General features: G+C 60.3%; 18 protein-coding genes. 13 read left to right on the plus strand and 5 right to left on the minus strand.

Annotated elements, in window-relative coordinates; all coding sequences use genetic code 11:
- Positions 1-20: 20 nt before the first annotated feature.
- The 7 genes from J5274_RS05945 (at position 21) to trmB (ending at position 7,179) form a co-directional block, all read left to right on the plus strand.
- Positions 21-1,076, plus strand: coding sequence for a PhoH family protein (locus tag J5274_RS05945; RefSeq protein ID WP_142823870.1), 1,056 nt, complete (start codon positions 21-23; stop codon positions 1,074-1,076).
- 15 nt (positions 1,077-1,091) lie between these two features.
- Complete coding sequence (gene ybeY / locus J5274_RS05950; RefSeq protein WP_142823871.1) at positions 1,092-1,598, plus strand: rRNA maturation RNase YbeY; 507 nt, start codon at positions 1,092-1,094, stop codon at positions 1,596-1,598.
- Between the two features lie 8 nt (positions 1,599-1,606).
- The gene (locus tag J5274_RS05955) at positions 1,607-2,782 is read left to right on the plus strand and encodes a hemolysin family protein (RefSeq protein ID WP_142823872.1); all 1,176 of its coding nucleotides are present in this window, start codon (positions 1,607-1,609) and stop codon (positions 2,780-2,782) included.
- Between the two features lie 92 nt (positions 2,783-2,874).
- A complete protein-coding gene (gene lnt / locus J5274_RS05960; RefSeq protein WP_219274805.1) occupies positions 2,875-4,476 on the plus strand; it encodes an apolipoprotein N-acyltransferase in 1,602 nt (533 codons plus the stop codon).
- A 158-nt stretch (positions 4,477-4,634) separates the two neighbouring features.
- On the plus strand, positions 4,635-5,054 hold the full coding sequence (locus J5274_RS05965) for a helix-turn-helix domain-containing protein (protein ID WP_111216473.1): 420 nt from the start codon (positions 4,635-4,637) through the stop codon (positions 5,052-5,054).
- A gap of 179 nt (positions 5,055-5,233) precedes the next feature.
- Positions 5,234-6,472 carry a methionine adenosyltransferase gene (gene metK, locus J5274_RS05970; RefSeq protein ID WP_142823874.1) on the plus strand — a complete coding sequence of 413 codons (1,239 nt, stop codon included), beginning with the start codon at positions 5,234-5,236 and terminating at the stop codon, positions 6,470-6,472.
- Positions 6,473-6,477: 5 nt separating this feature from the next.
- Positions 6,478-7,179, plus strand: coding sequence for a tRNA (guanosine(46)-N7)-methyltransferase TrmB (gene trmB, locus J5274_RS05975; RefSeq protein ID WP_142823875.1), 702 nt, complete (start codon positions 6,478-6,480; stop codon positions 7,177-7,179).
- Between the two features lie 102 nt (positions 7,180-7,281).
- Here trmB and J5274_RS05980 read toward each other — a convergent pair whose 3' ends face one another.
- On the minus strand, positions 7,282-7,659 hold the full coding sequence (locus J5274_RS05980) for a VOC family protein (RefSeq protein ID WP_142829115.1): 378 nt from the start codon (positions 7,657-7,659) through the stop codon (positions 7,282-7,284).
- Positions 7,660-7,840: 181 nt separating this feature from the next.
- Here J5274_RS05980 and J5274_RS05985 point away from each other — a divergent pair, with 181 nt between their 5' ends.
- Positions 7,841-8,239: a helix-turn-helix domain-containing protein gene (locus tag J5274_RS05985; protein ID WP_219274806.1), complete on the plus strand. Its 399-nt coding sequence runs from the start codon at positions 7,841-7,843 to the stop codon at positions 8,237-8,239.
- Between the two features lie 148 nt (positions 8,240-8,387).
- Here the strand turns inward: J5274_RS05985 and J5274_RS05990 are convergent, their stop codons facing one another.
- Complete coding sequence (locus tag J5274_RS05990; protein WP_142823877.1) at positions 8,388-8,645, minus strand: DUF1150 family protein; 258 nt, start codon at positions 8,643-8,645, stop codon at positions 8,388-8,390.
- 49 nt (positions 8,646-8,694) lie between these two features.
- Complete coding sequence (locus tag J5274_RS05995; RefSeq protein ID WP_142823878.1) at positions 8,695-9,126, minus strand: Hsp20 family protein; 432 nt, start codon at positions 9,124-9,126, stop codon at positions 8,695-8,697.
- A gap of 241 nt (positions 9,127-9,367) precedes the next feature.
- On the opposite strand from J5274_RS05995, the gene J5274_RS06000 reads away from it, so the two are divergent.
- The gene (locus tag J5274_RS06000) at positions 9,368-10,306 is read left to right on the plus strand and encodes a nucleoside hydrolase (protein WP_224128598.1); all 939 of its coding nucleotides are present in this window, start codon (positions 9,368-9,370) and stop codon (positions 10,304-10,306) included.
- A gap of 138 nt (positions 10,307-10,444) precedes the next feature.
- Here J5274_RS06000 and J5274_RS06005 read toward each other — a convergent pair whose 3' ends face one another.
- The gene (locus tag J5274_RS06005) at positions 10,445-11,344 is read right to left on the minus strand and encodes a ribokinase (protein WP_142823880.1); all 900 of its coding nucleotides are present in this window, start codon (positions 11,342-11,344) and stop codon (positions 10,445-10,447) included.
- Positions 11,345-11,391: 47 nt separating this feature from the next.
- Complete coding sequence (locus J5274_RS06010) at positions 11,392-12,585, minus strand: DNA recombination protein RmuC (protein ID WP_142823881.1); 1,194 nt, start codon at positions 12,583-12,585, stop codon at positions 11,392-11,394.
- 208 nt (positions 12,586-12,793) lie between these two features.
- Here J5274_RS06010 and J5274_RS06015 point away from each other — a divergent pair, with 208 nt between their 5' ends.
- The 4 genes from J5274_RS06015 (at position 12,794) to J5274_RS06030 (ending at position 15,643) form a co-directional block, all read left to right on the plus strand.
- Positions 12,794-14,299 (plus strand): globin-coupled sensor protein, encoded by a 1,506-nt coding sequence (locus J5274_RS06015; RefSeq protein WP_142823882.1) that lies wholly within the window; start codon positions 12,794-12,796, stop codon positions 14,297-14,299.
- A gap of 87 nt (positions 14,300-14,386) precedes the next feature.
- Positions 14,387-14,902 (plus strand): peptide deformylase, encoded by a 516-nt coding sequence (gene def / locus J5274_RS06020; RefSeq protein ID WP_142823883.1) that lies wholly within the window; start codon positions 14,387-14,389, stop codon positions 14,900-14,902.
- Between the two features lie 61 nt (positions 14,903-14,963).
- Positions 14,964-15,227, plus strand: a complete 264-nt coding sequence (locus J5274_RS06025; RefSeq protein ID WP_142823884.1) for a plasmid stabilization protein — start codon at positions 14,964-14,966, stop codon at positions 15,225-15,227.
- Entirely contained in the window at positions 15,224-15,643 is a 420-nt protein-coding gene (locus J5274_RS06030; protein ID WP_142823885.1) for a type II toxin-antitoxin system VapC family toxin, read from the plus strand. Before J5274_RS06025 ends, J5274_RS06030 begins: the two co-directional genes overlap by 4 nt.
- Positions 15,644-15,661: the final 18 nt, after the last annotated feature.

Below are 15,661 nucleotides of genomic sequence, written 5' to 3' on the forward strand. Positions count from 1 at the left end.
TGGCAAAGGAGCTTGACCGCTTGAACGCACAAGAATTGGTTTCCTCTACTCCGCGCCAGTCCCCTGCCGCGACCGACGCCAATCACTTCGTTCTGACTTTCGAAAACAACAGGTTCGCCAGCGAGCTGTTCGGTCAGTTCGAGCAGAACCTGAAGCTGCTCGAGGAGCGGCTGAAGATCAACGTCCGCGCTCGCGGCAACTCCGTCGTCATCACCGGCGATGTGCTGGCCACCAACCAGGCCCGGCGCACTCTCGATTACCTCTACGAAAAATTGCAGAAGGGTGGCAGCGTCGAGCCGTCCGATGTCGAGGGCGCCATCCGCATGGCGCTGGCGGCCGATGACCAGCTGATCCTGCCGACCATGGAGCGCAAGGCCAAGCTGACCATGGCCCAGGTTTCGACCCGCAAGAAGACCATCGTCGCGCGCACGCCGACGCAGGATGCCTATCTCCGCGCACTCGAACGCTCGGAACTGGTATTCGGCTGCGGCCCGGCCGGTACGGGCAAGACCTATCTTGCCGTGGCGCAGGCCTGCCAGCTGCTGGAACGCGGCGCGGTCGAAAAGATCATCCTGTCGCGCCCGGCTGTGGAAGCTGGCGAACGGCTGGGCTTCCTGCCCGGCGACATGAAAGAGAAGGTCGATCCCTATCTGCGGCCGCTCTATGACGCGCTCTACGACATGATGCCGGGCGACAAGGTCGAGCGGGCGATCATCGCCGGTGTCATCGAAATCGCGCCGCTCGCCTTCATGCGCGGCCGTACGCTGGCCAACTCCGCCGTCATCCTCGACGAGGCGCAGAATACGACCTCGATGCAGATGAAGATGTTCCTTACCCGTCTCGGCGAAAACTCGCGGATGATCGTCACCGGCGACCCGAGCCAGATCGATCTGCCGCGCGGCGTCAAATCCGGGCTGGTCGAGGCTTTGCAGCTGTTGACCGGCGTCGAGGGCATTTCGGTGATCCGCTTCAAGGACACCGACATCGTCCGCCATCCGCTGGTCGGCCGCATCGTGCGCGCCTACGATACGATGTACGCGACGCCCGAAAGCGAAGAGGCCGATCGGCAGAGCTGATGCCGGCATGACGCCATGACCCGACTGGACATACAGATCAGCATCGAGGAGGGCCGCTGGCCCTCCGAGGAAACACTTCAGGCAATGGCCGAGCGCGTGCTCGGCAATGCCGCAGATTTTCTGCAGACGGAGGTCCATCAGCCTTTTCCATCGATGGAGCCCGAACTCTCGTTGGTTTTCACCGACGATGCCTCTATCCGGGCGATCAACGCCGAATGGCGGAAGCAGGACAAGCCGACCAATGTCCTGTCGTTCCCGGCTTTTCCGCTTGCTCCGGGCGGCATGCCCGGCCCCATGCTGGGCGATATCATCATCGCCCGCGAGACGGTGGAGCGCGAGGCGGTTGATCTCGACAAGGGTGTCGACGAGCATCTCACCCATCTGATGGTGCATGGATTGTTGCATCTGTTTGGCTACGACCATATGAATGATGAAGACGCCGAACTGATGGAAGGCCTTGAGACTCGTATTTTGGCGAGACTTGGCCTATCAGATCCCTATGCGGGTCAAGACCCGATCTGATTGGAACCATGAGCGACTTTACAGCAAAACCGGCCACTGACGCCAAAGAGCAGGACGCAGCCTCCGAAGAGGCGGCGAGTAGCAACGGCAGGGCGGGGCACAAATCCCAATCCACCTTCTGGAGCCGTGCGGCGCGCGTGCTGCGTCCGGCCCAGGGCTCGCGCCTGCGCGAGGACCTCACCGACGCCCTAATGGTGAACGGCACCGACGATGACGGTTTTTCGGCCGACGAACGGGCGATGCTGCACAATATCCTGCGCTTCCGGGAGGTGCGCGTTGCCGACGTCATGGTGCCGCGTGCCGATATCGAGGCTGTCGACCAGAGCCTGACCATCGGGGAACTGATGATCCTGTTCGAGGAAAGCGGACGTTCGCGCATGCCCGTCTATTGCGATACGCTCGACGATCCCCGCGGCATGGTGCACATCCGCGACCTGCTTTCCTATGTTGCCAAGCAGGCGCGCAACAAGCGCCGGGTCGGCGCCAAGGCTGCGGCAATCGATCCGCAGGTCGCCGCTGTTGCTGCCGAGAAGGCCGAAAAGGCACCGCGTTCCGCCAAGCCGAACTTCGATCTCGCCCGGGTCGATCTTCGCAAGACCGTTGCCGAAGCCGGTATCATCAGGAAGATCCTGTTCGTGCCGCCGTCGATGCTGGCCTCCGACCTGCTTCGGCGCATGCAGGTCAACCGCACCCAGATGGCGTTGGTCATCGACGAATATGGTGGAACCGACGGTCTGGCCTCGCATGAGGACATCGTCGAGATGGTCGTTGGCGATATCGACGACGAGCACGACGACGAAGAGGTCATGTTCAAGCAGGTATCGGAAGACGTCTTCGTCGCCGATGCCCGCGTCGAACTCGAAGACATCGCCCGGGCTATCGGCTCAGACTTCGATGTCAGCGAGGAAGTCGACGACGTCGATACGCTGGGTGGCCTCATCTTCTCGGCGCTCGGTCGCATTCCGGTTCGCGGCGAGCTTGTCCAGGGGCTTCCCGGGTTCGAGTTTCAGATCCTCGAGGCTGATCCGCGCCGCATCAAGCGCGTCCGCATCACCCGCAAGCGCCATCCGGTCCGCCGTCGCCCCGTCAAGGGTGAAGTGGAGGCATCCGGTAATGACAAAGACCATCCGGCTGTCGACGGGCCATCCGATGGCGGTGCCGTCAATCGCAACGCAGCCGGCTAAGCTACTGTCGTAAGCCTTCAAGGGACAAACCGCGCCTTTTTTGAAACACTGCGCAACGGGTTTGATTCGTGGTGTTTCAAGGGAGAGCGTGCATGGAATGGCTTGCGGACAGGGTCATTCTGGTCTGGGGTTTCAGGCGTGCCCTGCTTGCCATAGGTGCCGGCGCTATCGGCGTGCTGGCGCTCCCGCCCTTCGGCTTTTTTGCCGCGATGTTCGTCTCCTTCACCCTGCTTGTCTGGCTGCTTGACGGCGCCACTGCCGCTCCAGGCAGCGGCATCCTCCGCCGTCTGTGGCCAGCTTTCGTGACCGGCTGGCTGTTCGGTTTCGGCTATTTCGTCGCCGGCCTCTGGTGGCTCGGCCATGCGCTGATGATCGATGCGGAGCAGTTCGCGTGGGCCCTGCCTCTGGCGATCCTCGGCCTGCCGGCATTTCTCGCGATCTTCTACGGGCTCGCCGCCGCGCTGGCGAGGCTCGTATGGTCCGACGGTCTTGGACGGATCGCGGCACTGGCCTTCGCATTTGGGCTTATCGAATGGCTGCGCAGTTTCGTCTTCACCGGCTTTCCCTGGAATGCCATCGGCTATGGCATGATGCCGACGCCGCTGATGATGCAGTCGGCCCACATGATCGGCATGCTGGGGGTGACGGTGCTGTCCGTCTTCGTATTTGCGGCGCCGGCGCTGTTAGGCACCCGCAACGGCGCCATCCCCGGAATTACACTCGCGGCTCTCCTGTTCGCTGCCCATCTCGGCTACGGCTACTACGCGCTAAACCAGCCGGAGTCTGCCTTCCGTGCAGATGCAAAGGCGCCGGTCGTGCGCGTCATCCAGCCCGACATCGATCAAGAGGCCAAGCAGGACACTGACGGCGATCGCACCGCGATCTTCGAGAAGCATCTGGCGTTGTCAGCGGCGCCACCGCAGGATGGTGGCAAGCGGCCTGACATCATCGTCTGGCCGGAAACGGCGCTCCCCTTTCTCCTGACCGACAACCGGGACGCCCTGACCCGCATTGCCGATGTCCTCGCCGACGACCAGATCCTCATCACCGGCGCCGTGCGGGCCGAGGACATGGGGCCGGGGACGCCGCCGCGCTACTACAATTCGATCTACGTGATCGATGGCCGCGGCCAGATCATCGGCGCTGCGGACAAGGTGCACCTGGTGCCGTTCGGCGAGTATGTGCCCTTCGAGAGCATCCTCCAGAATTTCGGCATAGCCAACATCGTCGAGATGCCGGGCGGTTTTTCCGCTGCCGCCCGTCGCTCGCTGTTGACCCTGCCATCGAGCATCCGGCTCTACCCGTTGCTCTGCTACGAGATCATCTTTCCCGACGAGATGACGCCCGATATCGCCAAGGCCGACGCTATCGTCAATGTCACCAACGATGCCTGGTTCGGCAATACACCCGGACCCTACCAGCATTTTCAGCAGGCCCGTGTCCGCGCCGTCGAATACGGCCTGCCGCTCGTCCGCAGCGCCAACAGCGGAATTTCTGCTCTGGTCGATTCTCATGGACGTCTCGTCGCCGGCCTCGATCTTGGCCAGCAGGGATTTGTCGACGCCACCTTGGGTAGCGTAGACCAAACTAAAATAGGCGAAAAACTGCGGGTTCTGTACTTTTGGTTGGCACTTGCGTGCATGGGCCTGATTGCAGTGATTTCACGCATGGGTTTTATTTCAGCCCTGAATTGACCTAAAACCCCTAAAAATGCATAGTGGTCCAGGACGCTAATCTGTACGTAAGATGGTGATCAAGCGAATATAGCTCTGCAACGTGGCGTTATATAAGCATGGTCGGGGGTAGTGGGGGCGAAGAAGCCGATTCAACCAGAGCTAGTTAGGGCATTATAATGATCGAAAATAAGAAGAAGCCGAATCCAATCGACATCCATGTCGGTAGCAGGATCCGTCTCCGTCGCACCATGCTGGGCATGAGCCAGGAAAAACTTGGCGAAAGCCTCGGCATCACGTTCCAGCAAATCCAGAAGTACGAAAAGGGCACCAACCGCGTTGGCGCCAGTCGTCTTCAGAATATTTCCAGCATCCTCAACGTGCCGGTCTCGTTCTTCTTTGAAGACGCACCGGGCGATCACTCGACGTCCGCCAGCGGCATGGCTGAAGCCTCGAGCTCCAACTATGTCGTGGACTTCCTGTCGTCCTCGGAAGGCCTGCAGCTCAATCGTGCTTTCGTCAAGATTTCCGATGCAAAGGTTCGCCGCAAGGTCGTCGAACTGGTCAAGGCATTGGCTGCCGAAGCCGACGCCGAGTAAGCGCCGGCTATACATGAAGACGCAAAGGCGGTCATTTTGGCCGCCTTTTGCATGTTTGGCGCAAAAATCTTAACCGGAAAGTGGGATATAAAGATATATCCATGTCCTTCTGTGCCTTGTCATTCGGCTTTGAACTGACTAACACAGACCCAGCTTTATTCTTTGAGGGGAATTCCCGCATGCGTGCCAACTACCTCTTTACCAGTGAGTCTGTTGCCGAAGGTCACCCGGACAAGGTCTGTGACCGCATCTCCGACGAAATCGTCGATCTGGTCTACCGTGAAGCCGCAAAGACCGGCATCGATCCCTGGAGTGTCCGCATTGCCTGCGAAACCCTGGCGACCACCAACCGGGTGGTTATCGCCGGTGAGGTCCGCCTGCCGCCGAGCCTGATGAAGAAGGACAAGGACGGCAAGGACGTCATCAATCCGGCCAAGTTCAAGACAGCTGCCCGCAAGGCGATCAAGGATATCGGCTACGAGCAGGAAGGCTTTCACTGGAAGACGGCGAAGATCGATGTCCTGCTGCACTCGCAGTCGGCCGACATCGCGCAAGGCGTCGACAACGCGTCCGACAAGCAGGGCGATGAAGGCGCTGGCGACCAGGGCATCATGTTTGGTTACGCCTGCCGCGAAACGCCGGACCTTATGCCGGCACCGATCTACTATTCGCACCTGATCCTGCAGCTGCTTGCCACCGCCCGCAAGAAGCATGAAGGCGAAGCCGGCAAGCTCGGCCCGGATGCAAAGAGCCAGGTCACCGTCCGCTACGTCGACGGCAAGCCTGCAGAAGTCACCTCGATCGTTCTGTCGACCCAGCATCTCGACGAAAGCTGGGACTCGAAGAAGGTCCGCTCGGTCGTCGAGCCCTACATCATGGAAGCATTCGGCGACCTGCCGGTCGCTGCCGATTGCGCCTGGTACATCAATCCAACCGGCAAGTTCGTCATCGGCGGTCCCGATGGCGACGCCGGCCTGACAGGCCGCAAGATCATCGTCGACACCTACGGCGGTGCTGCTCCGCACGGCGGCGGCGCCTTCTCCGGCAAGGACACCACCAAGGTCGACCGCTCTGCTGCCTATGCAGCCCGCTATCTCGCCAAGAACGTCGTTGCCGCCGGTCTCTCCGACCGCTGCACCATCCAGATCGCCTATGCGATCGGCATTGCCCAGCCGCTGTCGATCTATGTCGATCTGCACCAGACCGGCAAGTACACCGAGGATCAGGTCGAAGCTGCCATCCGTAAGGTGATGGACCTGTCGCCGACCGGTATCCGCCGCCATCTGGACCTCAACAAGCCGATCTACGCCAAGACCTCCGCCTATGGCCACTTTGGCCGCAAGGCCGGTCGCGACGGTTCCTTCTCCTGGGAGAAGCTCGACCTCGTGAAGCCGCTCAAGGAAGCCATCAAGGCCTGAATGTCATGAACGATACCGAGCGCCGATCGCGGGCAACGGAAGCCTTCTACGGTCGGCGCAAGGGCAAGCCCCTGCGTGGCCAGCAGGCAGGGCGGCTGGAAACCCTACTGCCCGCCTTCATGGTTGATCTCGACACGCCTGCGCCTGCTTCTCTCCAGGCGCTGTTTCCAGTTCAGGTTGAACGACTGCGGCTCGAAATCGGATTCGGCGGCGGCGAGCACCTGATCCACCGGGCCAAGGAAAACCCGACGACCGGTTTCATCGGTGTCGAGCCCTTCGTCAATTCGATGCAGAAGCTGCTTGCCCATGTCGAGGAAGCGGGTGTGCAGAACATCCGCGTCTACAACGACGATGCCACGCAGTTGCTCGATTGGCTGCCGGACGCCTGTCTCGACCAGATCGACCTGCTCTATCCGGATCCTTGGCCGAAAACACGCCACTGGAAACGCCGCTTCGTCTCCGCGGTCAATCTCGCCCGCTTTCACCGAGTCCTGAAGCCCGGCGCAATATTCTGCTTCGCATCCGACATCGACACATACATCAACTGGACGCTGCAGCACTGTAAGGCCCATGGCGGCTTCGAATGGACGGCGAAAAACGCCGCCGACTGGCTCACACCTTATGACGGCTGGCCCGGCACGCGCTACGAAGCCAAAGCCAAACGCGAAGGCCGCTCCTCGGCCTATCTGACGTTTAAGCGGGTTTGACCACCGCCTTAACCTTTCATGCCGACAATCCGCAGCTCCAAGCAGCGCAATCAAACTCGGCACCTGGCACCGCACGCACAACCGCATGCCGCAGTGGCGGGATCAGCTCTTGTGGACAACTTCGAACGAATAGCCATCAGGATCGATGACGTCGGCGGCGTAATAACCGGGATAATACTCAAGCCGCGCCCGTGGAGAGATATTGTCACGCGCGCCGGCGGCGATGGCCACTTCATAAAATCTATCCACAAGGGCGTTGCTGACCGCTTTGAAACCCCAGTGAATAGCGTCAGGATTGGGTTTCCCTTGCTTCAGCCAGAAAATAGCGCTTTGACCGTCGCCAAAACCCCAGAGATCAGGGTGGCCGTTTTCACCTTTGTAGGGCACGAAAAATCTGATGTTCAGCGGCTCCAATACGGCTTCGTAAAACGCCAACGAAGCCTTAATGTCGCTGACGGTCAGGATGATGTGGTCAAGCATGATGACGTCCTGTCTTCTGGATTTATACGTTCGAAAAGCTGTACTACCTCTGATCCAGACGACCGCAGTGCGGTTGTCTTCCTTTCGGTGCTAAGCTAACCTTTCGTAAGTAAGTTGTACGTCGATAGCTGTTTCTCCACAAGAACGCACGTTCACCGCTGCTACGAACAGGGAAGTAAGTATGGCGAAGATCATCGCGAAAAAGCAGCTGGCGCCCGGGCTCCTGTGCGGCCATGAAGACCCGATCGCCTTCCGTGAGCTGCTCACAAAGGTCGGAGACAAGTGGAGTATTTTCGTGATGCTTGCGCTCTCCATGCTGCCGGGTGAGCGGGCCCGGTTTTCGGAGCTAAATAGATCGATACCCACTATTTCCGAGAGAATGTTGGCACTCACGCTCCGCAACTTGGAGCGGGACGGTCTGGTTATCCGGGAGATTTTCGCGGAAGTGCCGCCACGGGTGGAATATGAGCTGACCCCCATGGGGCAGAGCCTGTTGCCAGCGCTCCAAGGCCTGGTCGACTGGGTCGGCCATAACGCGGATAACGTCAAGGCAGCACGAGCGGTGTTTGACGCCCGGTAGCAGAATACCTGCAGCGGGAGATCCGCCGGTGCCGCTATAGCCGCCGCACCGCTTTAAGAGCACGTCGGATTTGGCGAACGGCTTATTTATATTTTGCGTTGGGCGGAAAAAGCCCGTTGGCATTTTGCCGCCTGGACCAGCTGCAAACTCAGTGCAGGCTGACGGTTTTCAACTCGTCTTCGGCAGCCTTGAAGAAGGTGCTGGAACGGTTGTCGGTCAACAGGATGGGGGTGCCGTCGGCGCCGAAAAGAGCCCACAGATCAACTGTGGGATCGATGTCCGGAGCTTCCGGGAAGCAACGGGACACTTCCTCCTGGCGGATCTTGCGGACATAGGCGACTTCGCCGCTGCCGAGCGATACGAGTTCGTTTTCGGTGAGGCGTGCGGTGGCTTCTTTGAGTAACATTTCCCGTTCCTCCAGCGTGGGGGACCAACGGCTCGGATTCGCCGTTGCCTTACTCTGGGACCGAAATGTTAATTTTCTTCACCCCACGCGGCGGTTCCGGTCTGATAAGATCGACCGAAAGCAAACCGTTTTTCAATGCCGCGCCAAGGACATGCATCCCTTCGGCCAGTACGAAGACGCGCTGGAACTGCCGGGCTGCGATGCCCCGGTAGAGATAGTCACGTGCCTCCTGCTCGATCTGCCGGCCGCGAATGATCAGCTGGTTTTCTTCCGTTGTGACTTCGAGTTCGTCCTCGCTGAAGCCGGCAACGGCAAGCGTGATGCGCAATCGCTCCGGTTCGCCAGTTGCCGGTTCGGCCTGCATTCGCTCGATATTATAGGGTGGGTATCCATCGCTGATCTTGGAAATCCGCTCGAGGGTCTTTTCCATGGCGTCGAAGCCCAACAGGAGAGGGCTGGCAAAAGGCGTCATACGGCTCATCTCTACAAGTCCTTGGTTGTCAAGCGACCCTGCCGGACCTGCATCTCAGCATCCGGATGGCCGCAATATGGGCATTGCCTGCTTTCGGCGCAAGCACGCTGCCTGACGCAATCGGAATCCAGCGGGATATTCGATGCCGCTATGGTTGCAGCACTTGCTTGACAAAAGCAGTTCGAATGGCGTCAAAAAGGGGTGGAACAGGCGCAGTGACGCCGCAGTGACAAGGGAAGAGGACGCTCGTTTGGCAAGGAAGATCATCATCGATACCGATCCGGGACAGGACGACGCAGCAGCCATCATGCTGGCGTTCGGCAGCCCGGACGAGCTTGAAATTCTCGGTATCACCACCGTAGCCGGCAACGTGCCGCTGCCCATGACCAGCCGCAATGCGCGGATCGTCTGCGAGCTTTGCGATCGCCGCGATATCAAGGTTTTTGCCGGTTGCGACCGGCCGATTGCCCGGCCGCTGGTGACTGCGGAGCACGTGCACGGCAAGACGGGGCTGGATGGTCCGGAGCTTGCCGAGCCGACGATGGCGCTGCAGCCGCAACACAGCGTCGACTTCATCATCGAGACACTGTTGCGCGAGCCCGCGGGCACGGTGACGCTTTGCACCCTCGGCCCGCTCACCAATATCGCCACGGCGTTCCGCAAGGCGCCGGAAATCGTCGGGCGCGTTCAGGAATTGGTGATGATGGGCGGCGGCTTCTTTGAGGGCGGCAACATTACGCCGGCCGCCGAGTTCAATATCTTCGTTGATCCCGAGGCGGCCGACATCGTCATGCAGTCGGGCGTACCGGTGGTCATCATGCCGCTCGATGTCACCCATCAGCTGCTGACCCGCAAGGACAGGGTCCGCAAGATCGCCGACATCGGCACCCCGCCGGCGAAGGCCATGGCCGAGATGCTGGAGTTCTTCGAGCGCTTCGATATCGAGAAATACGGCTCAGACGGCGGCCCGCTGCACGATCCGACCGTCATTGCCTACCTGCTGAAGCCAGAGCTTTTCGACGGCCGCACCTGCAATGTCGAGATCGAGGTCAACTCGGAGCTCACAATCGGCATGATGGTCGTCGACTGGTGGCACGTGACAGATCGCAAGCGCAACGCCCGGTTCATGCGATCCGTCGACGCCGATGGATTTTTTGCGCTGCTTACGGAGCGCTTTGCGCGGATCTGAGAATTCGGAACAGGGTTTAAGGCCGCCGGATTGTCCCGGCGGCCTTTGTTATTTCAGTCAATTCCCGCTTTTTATAGCACTGCTAAGTTTGCCGTACATTCCGGGCAGAACTACACCAGATTATCCGTGAGACACCGATCAGAGCCTTGCGGCGACCGCTTCGGCTAGGGGTATCGATGGCTGAGCTCCGGCTGAAAGGCAGGCGAGGGAGCCGGCGACGGCGGCGCGACGGAGTGCGGCCTCGAAATCCAGGCCCTGATCGAGGCTCGCGGCGAAATATCCGCAGAACGTGTCGCCGGCACCGACCGTGTCGATGGGCTCGATAACGAGGCCCTTGGCGCGCGACAGTACGCCGTCCCTTATGGCAACCACACCGTCGCCGCCGAGTGTGACGATGAGCGTCTGCCCGGTTTCCCCATGCAGTCGGGTCATTGCCGCTTCACGGTCGGCAGCCGTCATTCCGTCCTGGCCTGCCAGAAGCTCGAATTCGGTTTCGTTGGCGATGACGATGTCGGCCAGCCGGCCAAGCCGCTTGGCATCTGATGTTAGCGGCGCGAGGTTGAGGATGGTCTGGACGCCGGCGGCCTTGGCAGCGCCTAGCGCCGCCTCCACCGCATTCCCGGGCACCTCGAGCTGCAGCATGAGGATATCGCCGGCCTTCAGTCCGGCCACCGCAGCAGTGGCGTCTTCGGCGGTGACGGCACCATTCGCGGCGGGCACCACGACAATGACGTTTTCACCGTCGCCGCCGACGAGGATGAGTGCTGTCCCGGTTGGGCCCTCGACATGCTTTACCGCGCCGAGATCGGTGCTGGCTTCTGCCAGCAGCGCCAGCGCAGGTTCGGCGAAGCCATCGGTGCCGACAGCTCCGGCCATGCGCACCGTTGCTCCGGCGCGCCGGGCGGCCAGCGCCTGGTTTGCACCCTTGCCGCCGGCAGCCGTTGCAAAGCCGTTGCCGGCAACGGTTTCCCCGGGCTTCGGCAGCCGGTCCGTGGTTGCAACGAGGTCCATGTTGATGGAGCCGAATACTGTGATCATGGGAATGCCTGCTCTGCTGGAATGTCGGCGCGACACTGCCGAAGCGCTTAGTCCTCGTCAACCACCCTCAGCTTCAGAAGTCCAGTACGGCTTTCGACACCGCGTGATGGTTCTGCCGGCTCGCGTACCGCCTCGGAGTGCTCTGTCAGGTCCAGCGCCTCGATCTTCTGGCCGCGCCTCGCAAGCTTCGAGGAGGACGTGGCGATCATCTCGACATCCTTCTGGGCAGCGGAGAAATGTCCCTGGAGTTTGGTGACACGCTCATCGAGACGACCGAGATCGGCCATCAGCAGCGCCACTTCGCCCTGGATGAGATGCGCCTGCTCACGCATCCGCTGATCCTTCAGGACAGACTGGATCACCTGGATCGATAGCATCAGCAGGGACGGAGAGACGATGACGATCTGCGCGCGGTGCGCTTTCTGGATAACACCCTCGAACTTTTCGTGAATCTCGGCAAAGATCGATTCCGATGGTACGAAGAGAAAGGCAGTGTCCTGGGTCTCGCCCTGGATCAGATATTTCTCGGAGATATCGCGGATGTGGACTTCCATGTCGCGGCGAAACTGTTGGCCGGCGATGCGTACCATTTCCGGGCTGGAGGCCGCGCGGATGGCGTTCCAGGCTTCCAGCGGGAATTTTGCATCGACCACCAGCGGCGGCAGTCCGTTTGGCATATGGATGATGCAATCGGGCCGCGACCCGTTCGACAGCGTGTGCTGGAAGGCATAGGCGCCGAACGGCAGGCCGTCGGCAACTATGGTCTCCATCCGTGCCTGGCCGAAGGCGCCGCGCGTCTGCTTGTTGGACAGGATCGCCTGCAGCCCGACGACATCCTTTGCAAGCGACTGGATATTGGTCTGTGCGGCATCGATGACGCCGAGCCGCTCCTGCAGTTTCTGCAGGTTTTCATGCGTCGATTTCGTCTGTTCGTTGAGCGTGCTGGTCACCCGGTGCGACATCCCGTCGAGACGCTGGTTGACGGCGTGGTTGAACTCCGCCTGGCGACTGCCAAACACCTCGGTCATCGTCGCCAGACGGCCCTGCATCTCGGCCTGAAGCCGCAGCATCTCCGCCATCCGCTGCTCCGCCTCTGCTGCGCGAAAATCCATCTCGTCGTCGCTCTGCCTTCTCCCGGCACTGCGGACCAGCAGGATCACGATGACAAGAACGAGCAGGCCGACCGCGCTGTACAGCAACTGCACCGTCTGGAAGTCGGAACCAAAAAGGGAGATCGTCATGGCATCCTGGCGATAGTTGGAGATCGCCGGACTATAACGCCAGTCAGGGTAAAAGCCAGATCAAAACGTGAACAATGTAAACTGTCTATACCGGGCGAAATCTGGGTAACAAAGTTAACGGATGGTCAATGCAAATCGGTCAAGTCTGGCAGATTGCCTTTAACCTGCACGCTTGGCGTGCGGAAGCCTCATTCAGACCGAGATCAAGATGAAAGCTGCGCCCGACACATCCACCCTCAGACAACGCCTGGACTTCATCGAGATCGACGACGCCACCCGCGAGACCCTGCGCGAAATGCGCCCGACGCTTTCGGAGCTCCTCGGCGGCGCGCTCGACAAGCTTTATGCGAAGATGGGCCGGACACCCGCTATTTCCCATTTCTTCCGAGACAAAGCCCACATGGACGGCGCCAAGGCGCGCCAGGAAAGCCACTGGGGACATCTGTCGAATGGACAATTCGATTCCAACTACGTGGCTGGCGTAACTGCTGTCGGCAAGACCCATGCGCGCATCGGCCTCGATCCCAGCTGGTACATCGGCGGCTACGCCCTGGTGCTGACGGAACTGATGCATGGCATCATGGAGAAGCACTGGCCGTCGCGCTTCGGCAAACGCCACGCCCGGGGCCTGTCGAACAAGCTGGCGGCCGTCGTCAAGGCGACTTTCCTCGACATCGACTACGCGATCTCCGTCTACCTCGCCGAACTGGACGAGAAACGCCAGGTCCTGGAGCAGGATCGAACCCGCGCCGAGGCCGATCAGCGCATAGCCATGGAGCATTTGAGCCGCGGCCTCGAATCTCTGTCCAAGGGCGACTTCGAGGCGGTATTGCCGGAAAACCTCCCGGGCGCCTTTCAGAAGATGGCCAGCGACTACAACAACGCGGTAGCGGCTCTCCGCCATTCCATCGGTGGTGTTCGCGCCACGTCCGAAGGGGTGTTGAGCGGTACGGACCTTATGTCGAAGGCGACGGATGACCTTTCCATGCGCACGGCGCAGCAGGCCGCCGGCGTCGAGCAGAGTTCTGCAGCACTGCAGCAGCTGGCTGTCAGCGTCGGCCAGACGGCATCCAATGCGGCCAGGGCCTCCGTTGCCGTAGGCGAAACCCAGCAGCAGGCGAAAAGCTCGGGCGATCTGGTCAACAGCGCCGTTGCCGCCATGGCTGAGATCGAGAAATCCTCCACCGAAATCTCGAAGATCATCGGCGTCATCGACGAGATCGCCTTCCAGACCAACCTTCTGGCGCTCAACGCTGGCGTCGAGGCAGCCCGGGCCGGCGATGCCGGAAAGGGCTTTGCCGTGGTGGCGCAGGAGGTACGGCAGCTGGCGCAGCGCTCTGCCAGTGCCGCCAAGGAGATCAAGGATCTGATCTCGCAGAGCTCAACCCAGGTCAACGCCGGTGTCACCATCGTTTCGAACACCGGCGTCGCCCTTGCGGACATGATCAGCCGGATCGACGGCGTCAACAAGTTTGTCGGCGATATTGCCGCTGCTGCCAAGGATCAGGCAATCGGCGTCGCCGAGGTCAGTGCCGCCGTGCGCAACATGGATACGATAACCCAGCAGAACGCAGCGATGGTCGAACGTACATCCGCCGAGACACGGCATCTGCGCAATGAGGCGAATACTCTCGTCGCCCTTCTCAGCGGCTTCAAGACGCAGGCCGATATCCGCAATGGCAACATCCAGGGCGAGAAACGTCGCGCGGCCTGAGCGGCCATCAAACATGGCCGCAAAAAACCCGTTTTGCGGCCATGTTCATAATTCCCTCCCAAACAAAGATGGGCTATGGGAGACTTTATGACGATCAAGCCTCTTATCATTCTCCCCGATCCGCTGCTGCGCGTAGTCTCGAAGCCGTTCGAACGCTTCGACGCCGAGACCAAGCGGCTGGCAACCGATATGCTGGACACGATGTACGACGCGCCGGGCATTGGCCTTGCTGCTGTGCAAATGGGTGTCGACCGGCGCATGCTGGTCATCGACCTTTCGCGCGAGGGAGAGGAGAAGACGCCGCTGGTGTTCATTAACCCCGAGATTGTCGCGTCGTCGGAAGAGCGGTCGGTCTATGAGGAGGGCTGTCTCTCCATCCCCGACTACTACGCCGAAGTCGAGCGCCCGGCAGAGGTGACGGTCGAGTATTTCGATGTCGAGGGCGTCAAGCAGACCGTCAAGGCCGACGGCCTGCTCGCGACCTGCCTGCAGCACGAGATCGACCACCTGAACGGCGTCCTCTTCATCGACCACATCTCGCGACTGAAGCGCGAAATGGTCATCAAGAAGTTCACCAAGGCCGCCAAGACCAAGGCGGGCTGAAGCCCAGATTGAAACTCTTGGCAGCGTCCTCTATGATACGGGAGATATCAGGGAGGCGCCTATGGGTAACTTACTGCTGCGTGGCGTAGACCAAGCCTTGAAGATGAGGCTTGAGGAAATTGCTCGCCGCAACGGACGCAGCATTTCCGAAGAAGCCATCGACCAACTGCAACGAGCATTGCCAACTCCCGACGATACCGGTACCTCCGCCGGTGGGCGTTTGCGAGCTATACTTGGCGAAGAGCGTTTCGACGACGCCGACATCGAAGCTATTTCAGCTTTCCGCCATCAACCGGATCGTGAGCCGCCCCGGTTCGACGGATGATCGTCCTCGACACGAACGTGATTTCCGAGTTGGAGGGGCGAACGCACAGCGAAGGGATCTTGGCCTGGCTGGATGACTATGCGATCGAGCGGATTTTCCTGACGACGATTACTGTCGGAGAAGTTCGGTACGGCATAGCGCTGCTACCTGAAGGCAAGCGGCGCCAACAACTGGCATCGACTTTTGATCGCATTGAAGCTGCATTCTCCGGACGTATTCTCGATTTTTCACTGGGTGCGGCGCACCTTTATGCAACTATCAGTGCCGCAAGAAAAAATGCAGGACGCTCCATCGAAACCAAGGACGCCATGATCGCCGCGATCTGCCTCTCGCATGGCGCGACGCTGGCGACGCGCAACACGAAAGACTTCGAGGGGCTTGATCTAGTTCTGATAAACCCGTTTCAAGGTGGCTAAATCGTAACGACGGACAAT

Source organism: Rhizobium sp. L51/94 (assembly GCF_019355555.1).
GTDB classification, from domain to species: domain Bacteria; phylum Pseudomonadota; class Alphaproteobacteria; order Rhizobiales; family Rhizobiaceae; genus Rhizobium; species Rhizobium rhododendri.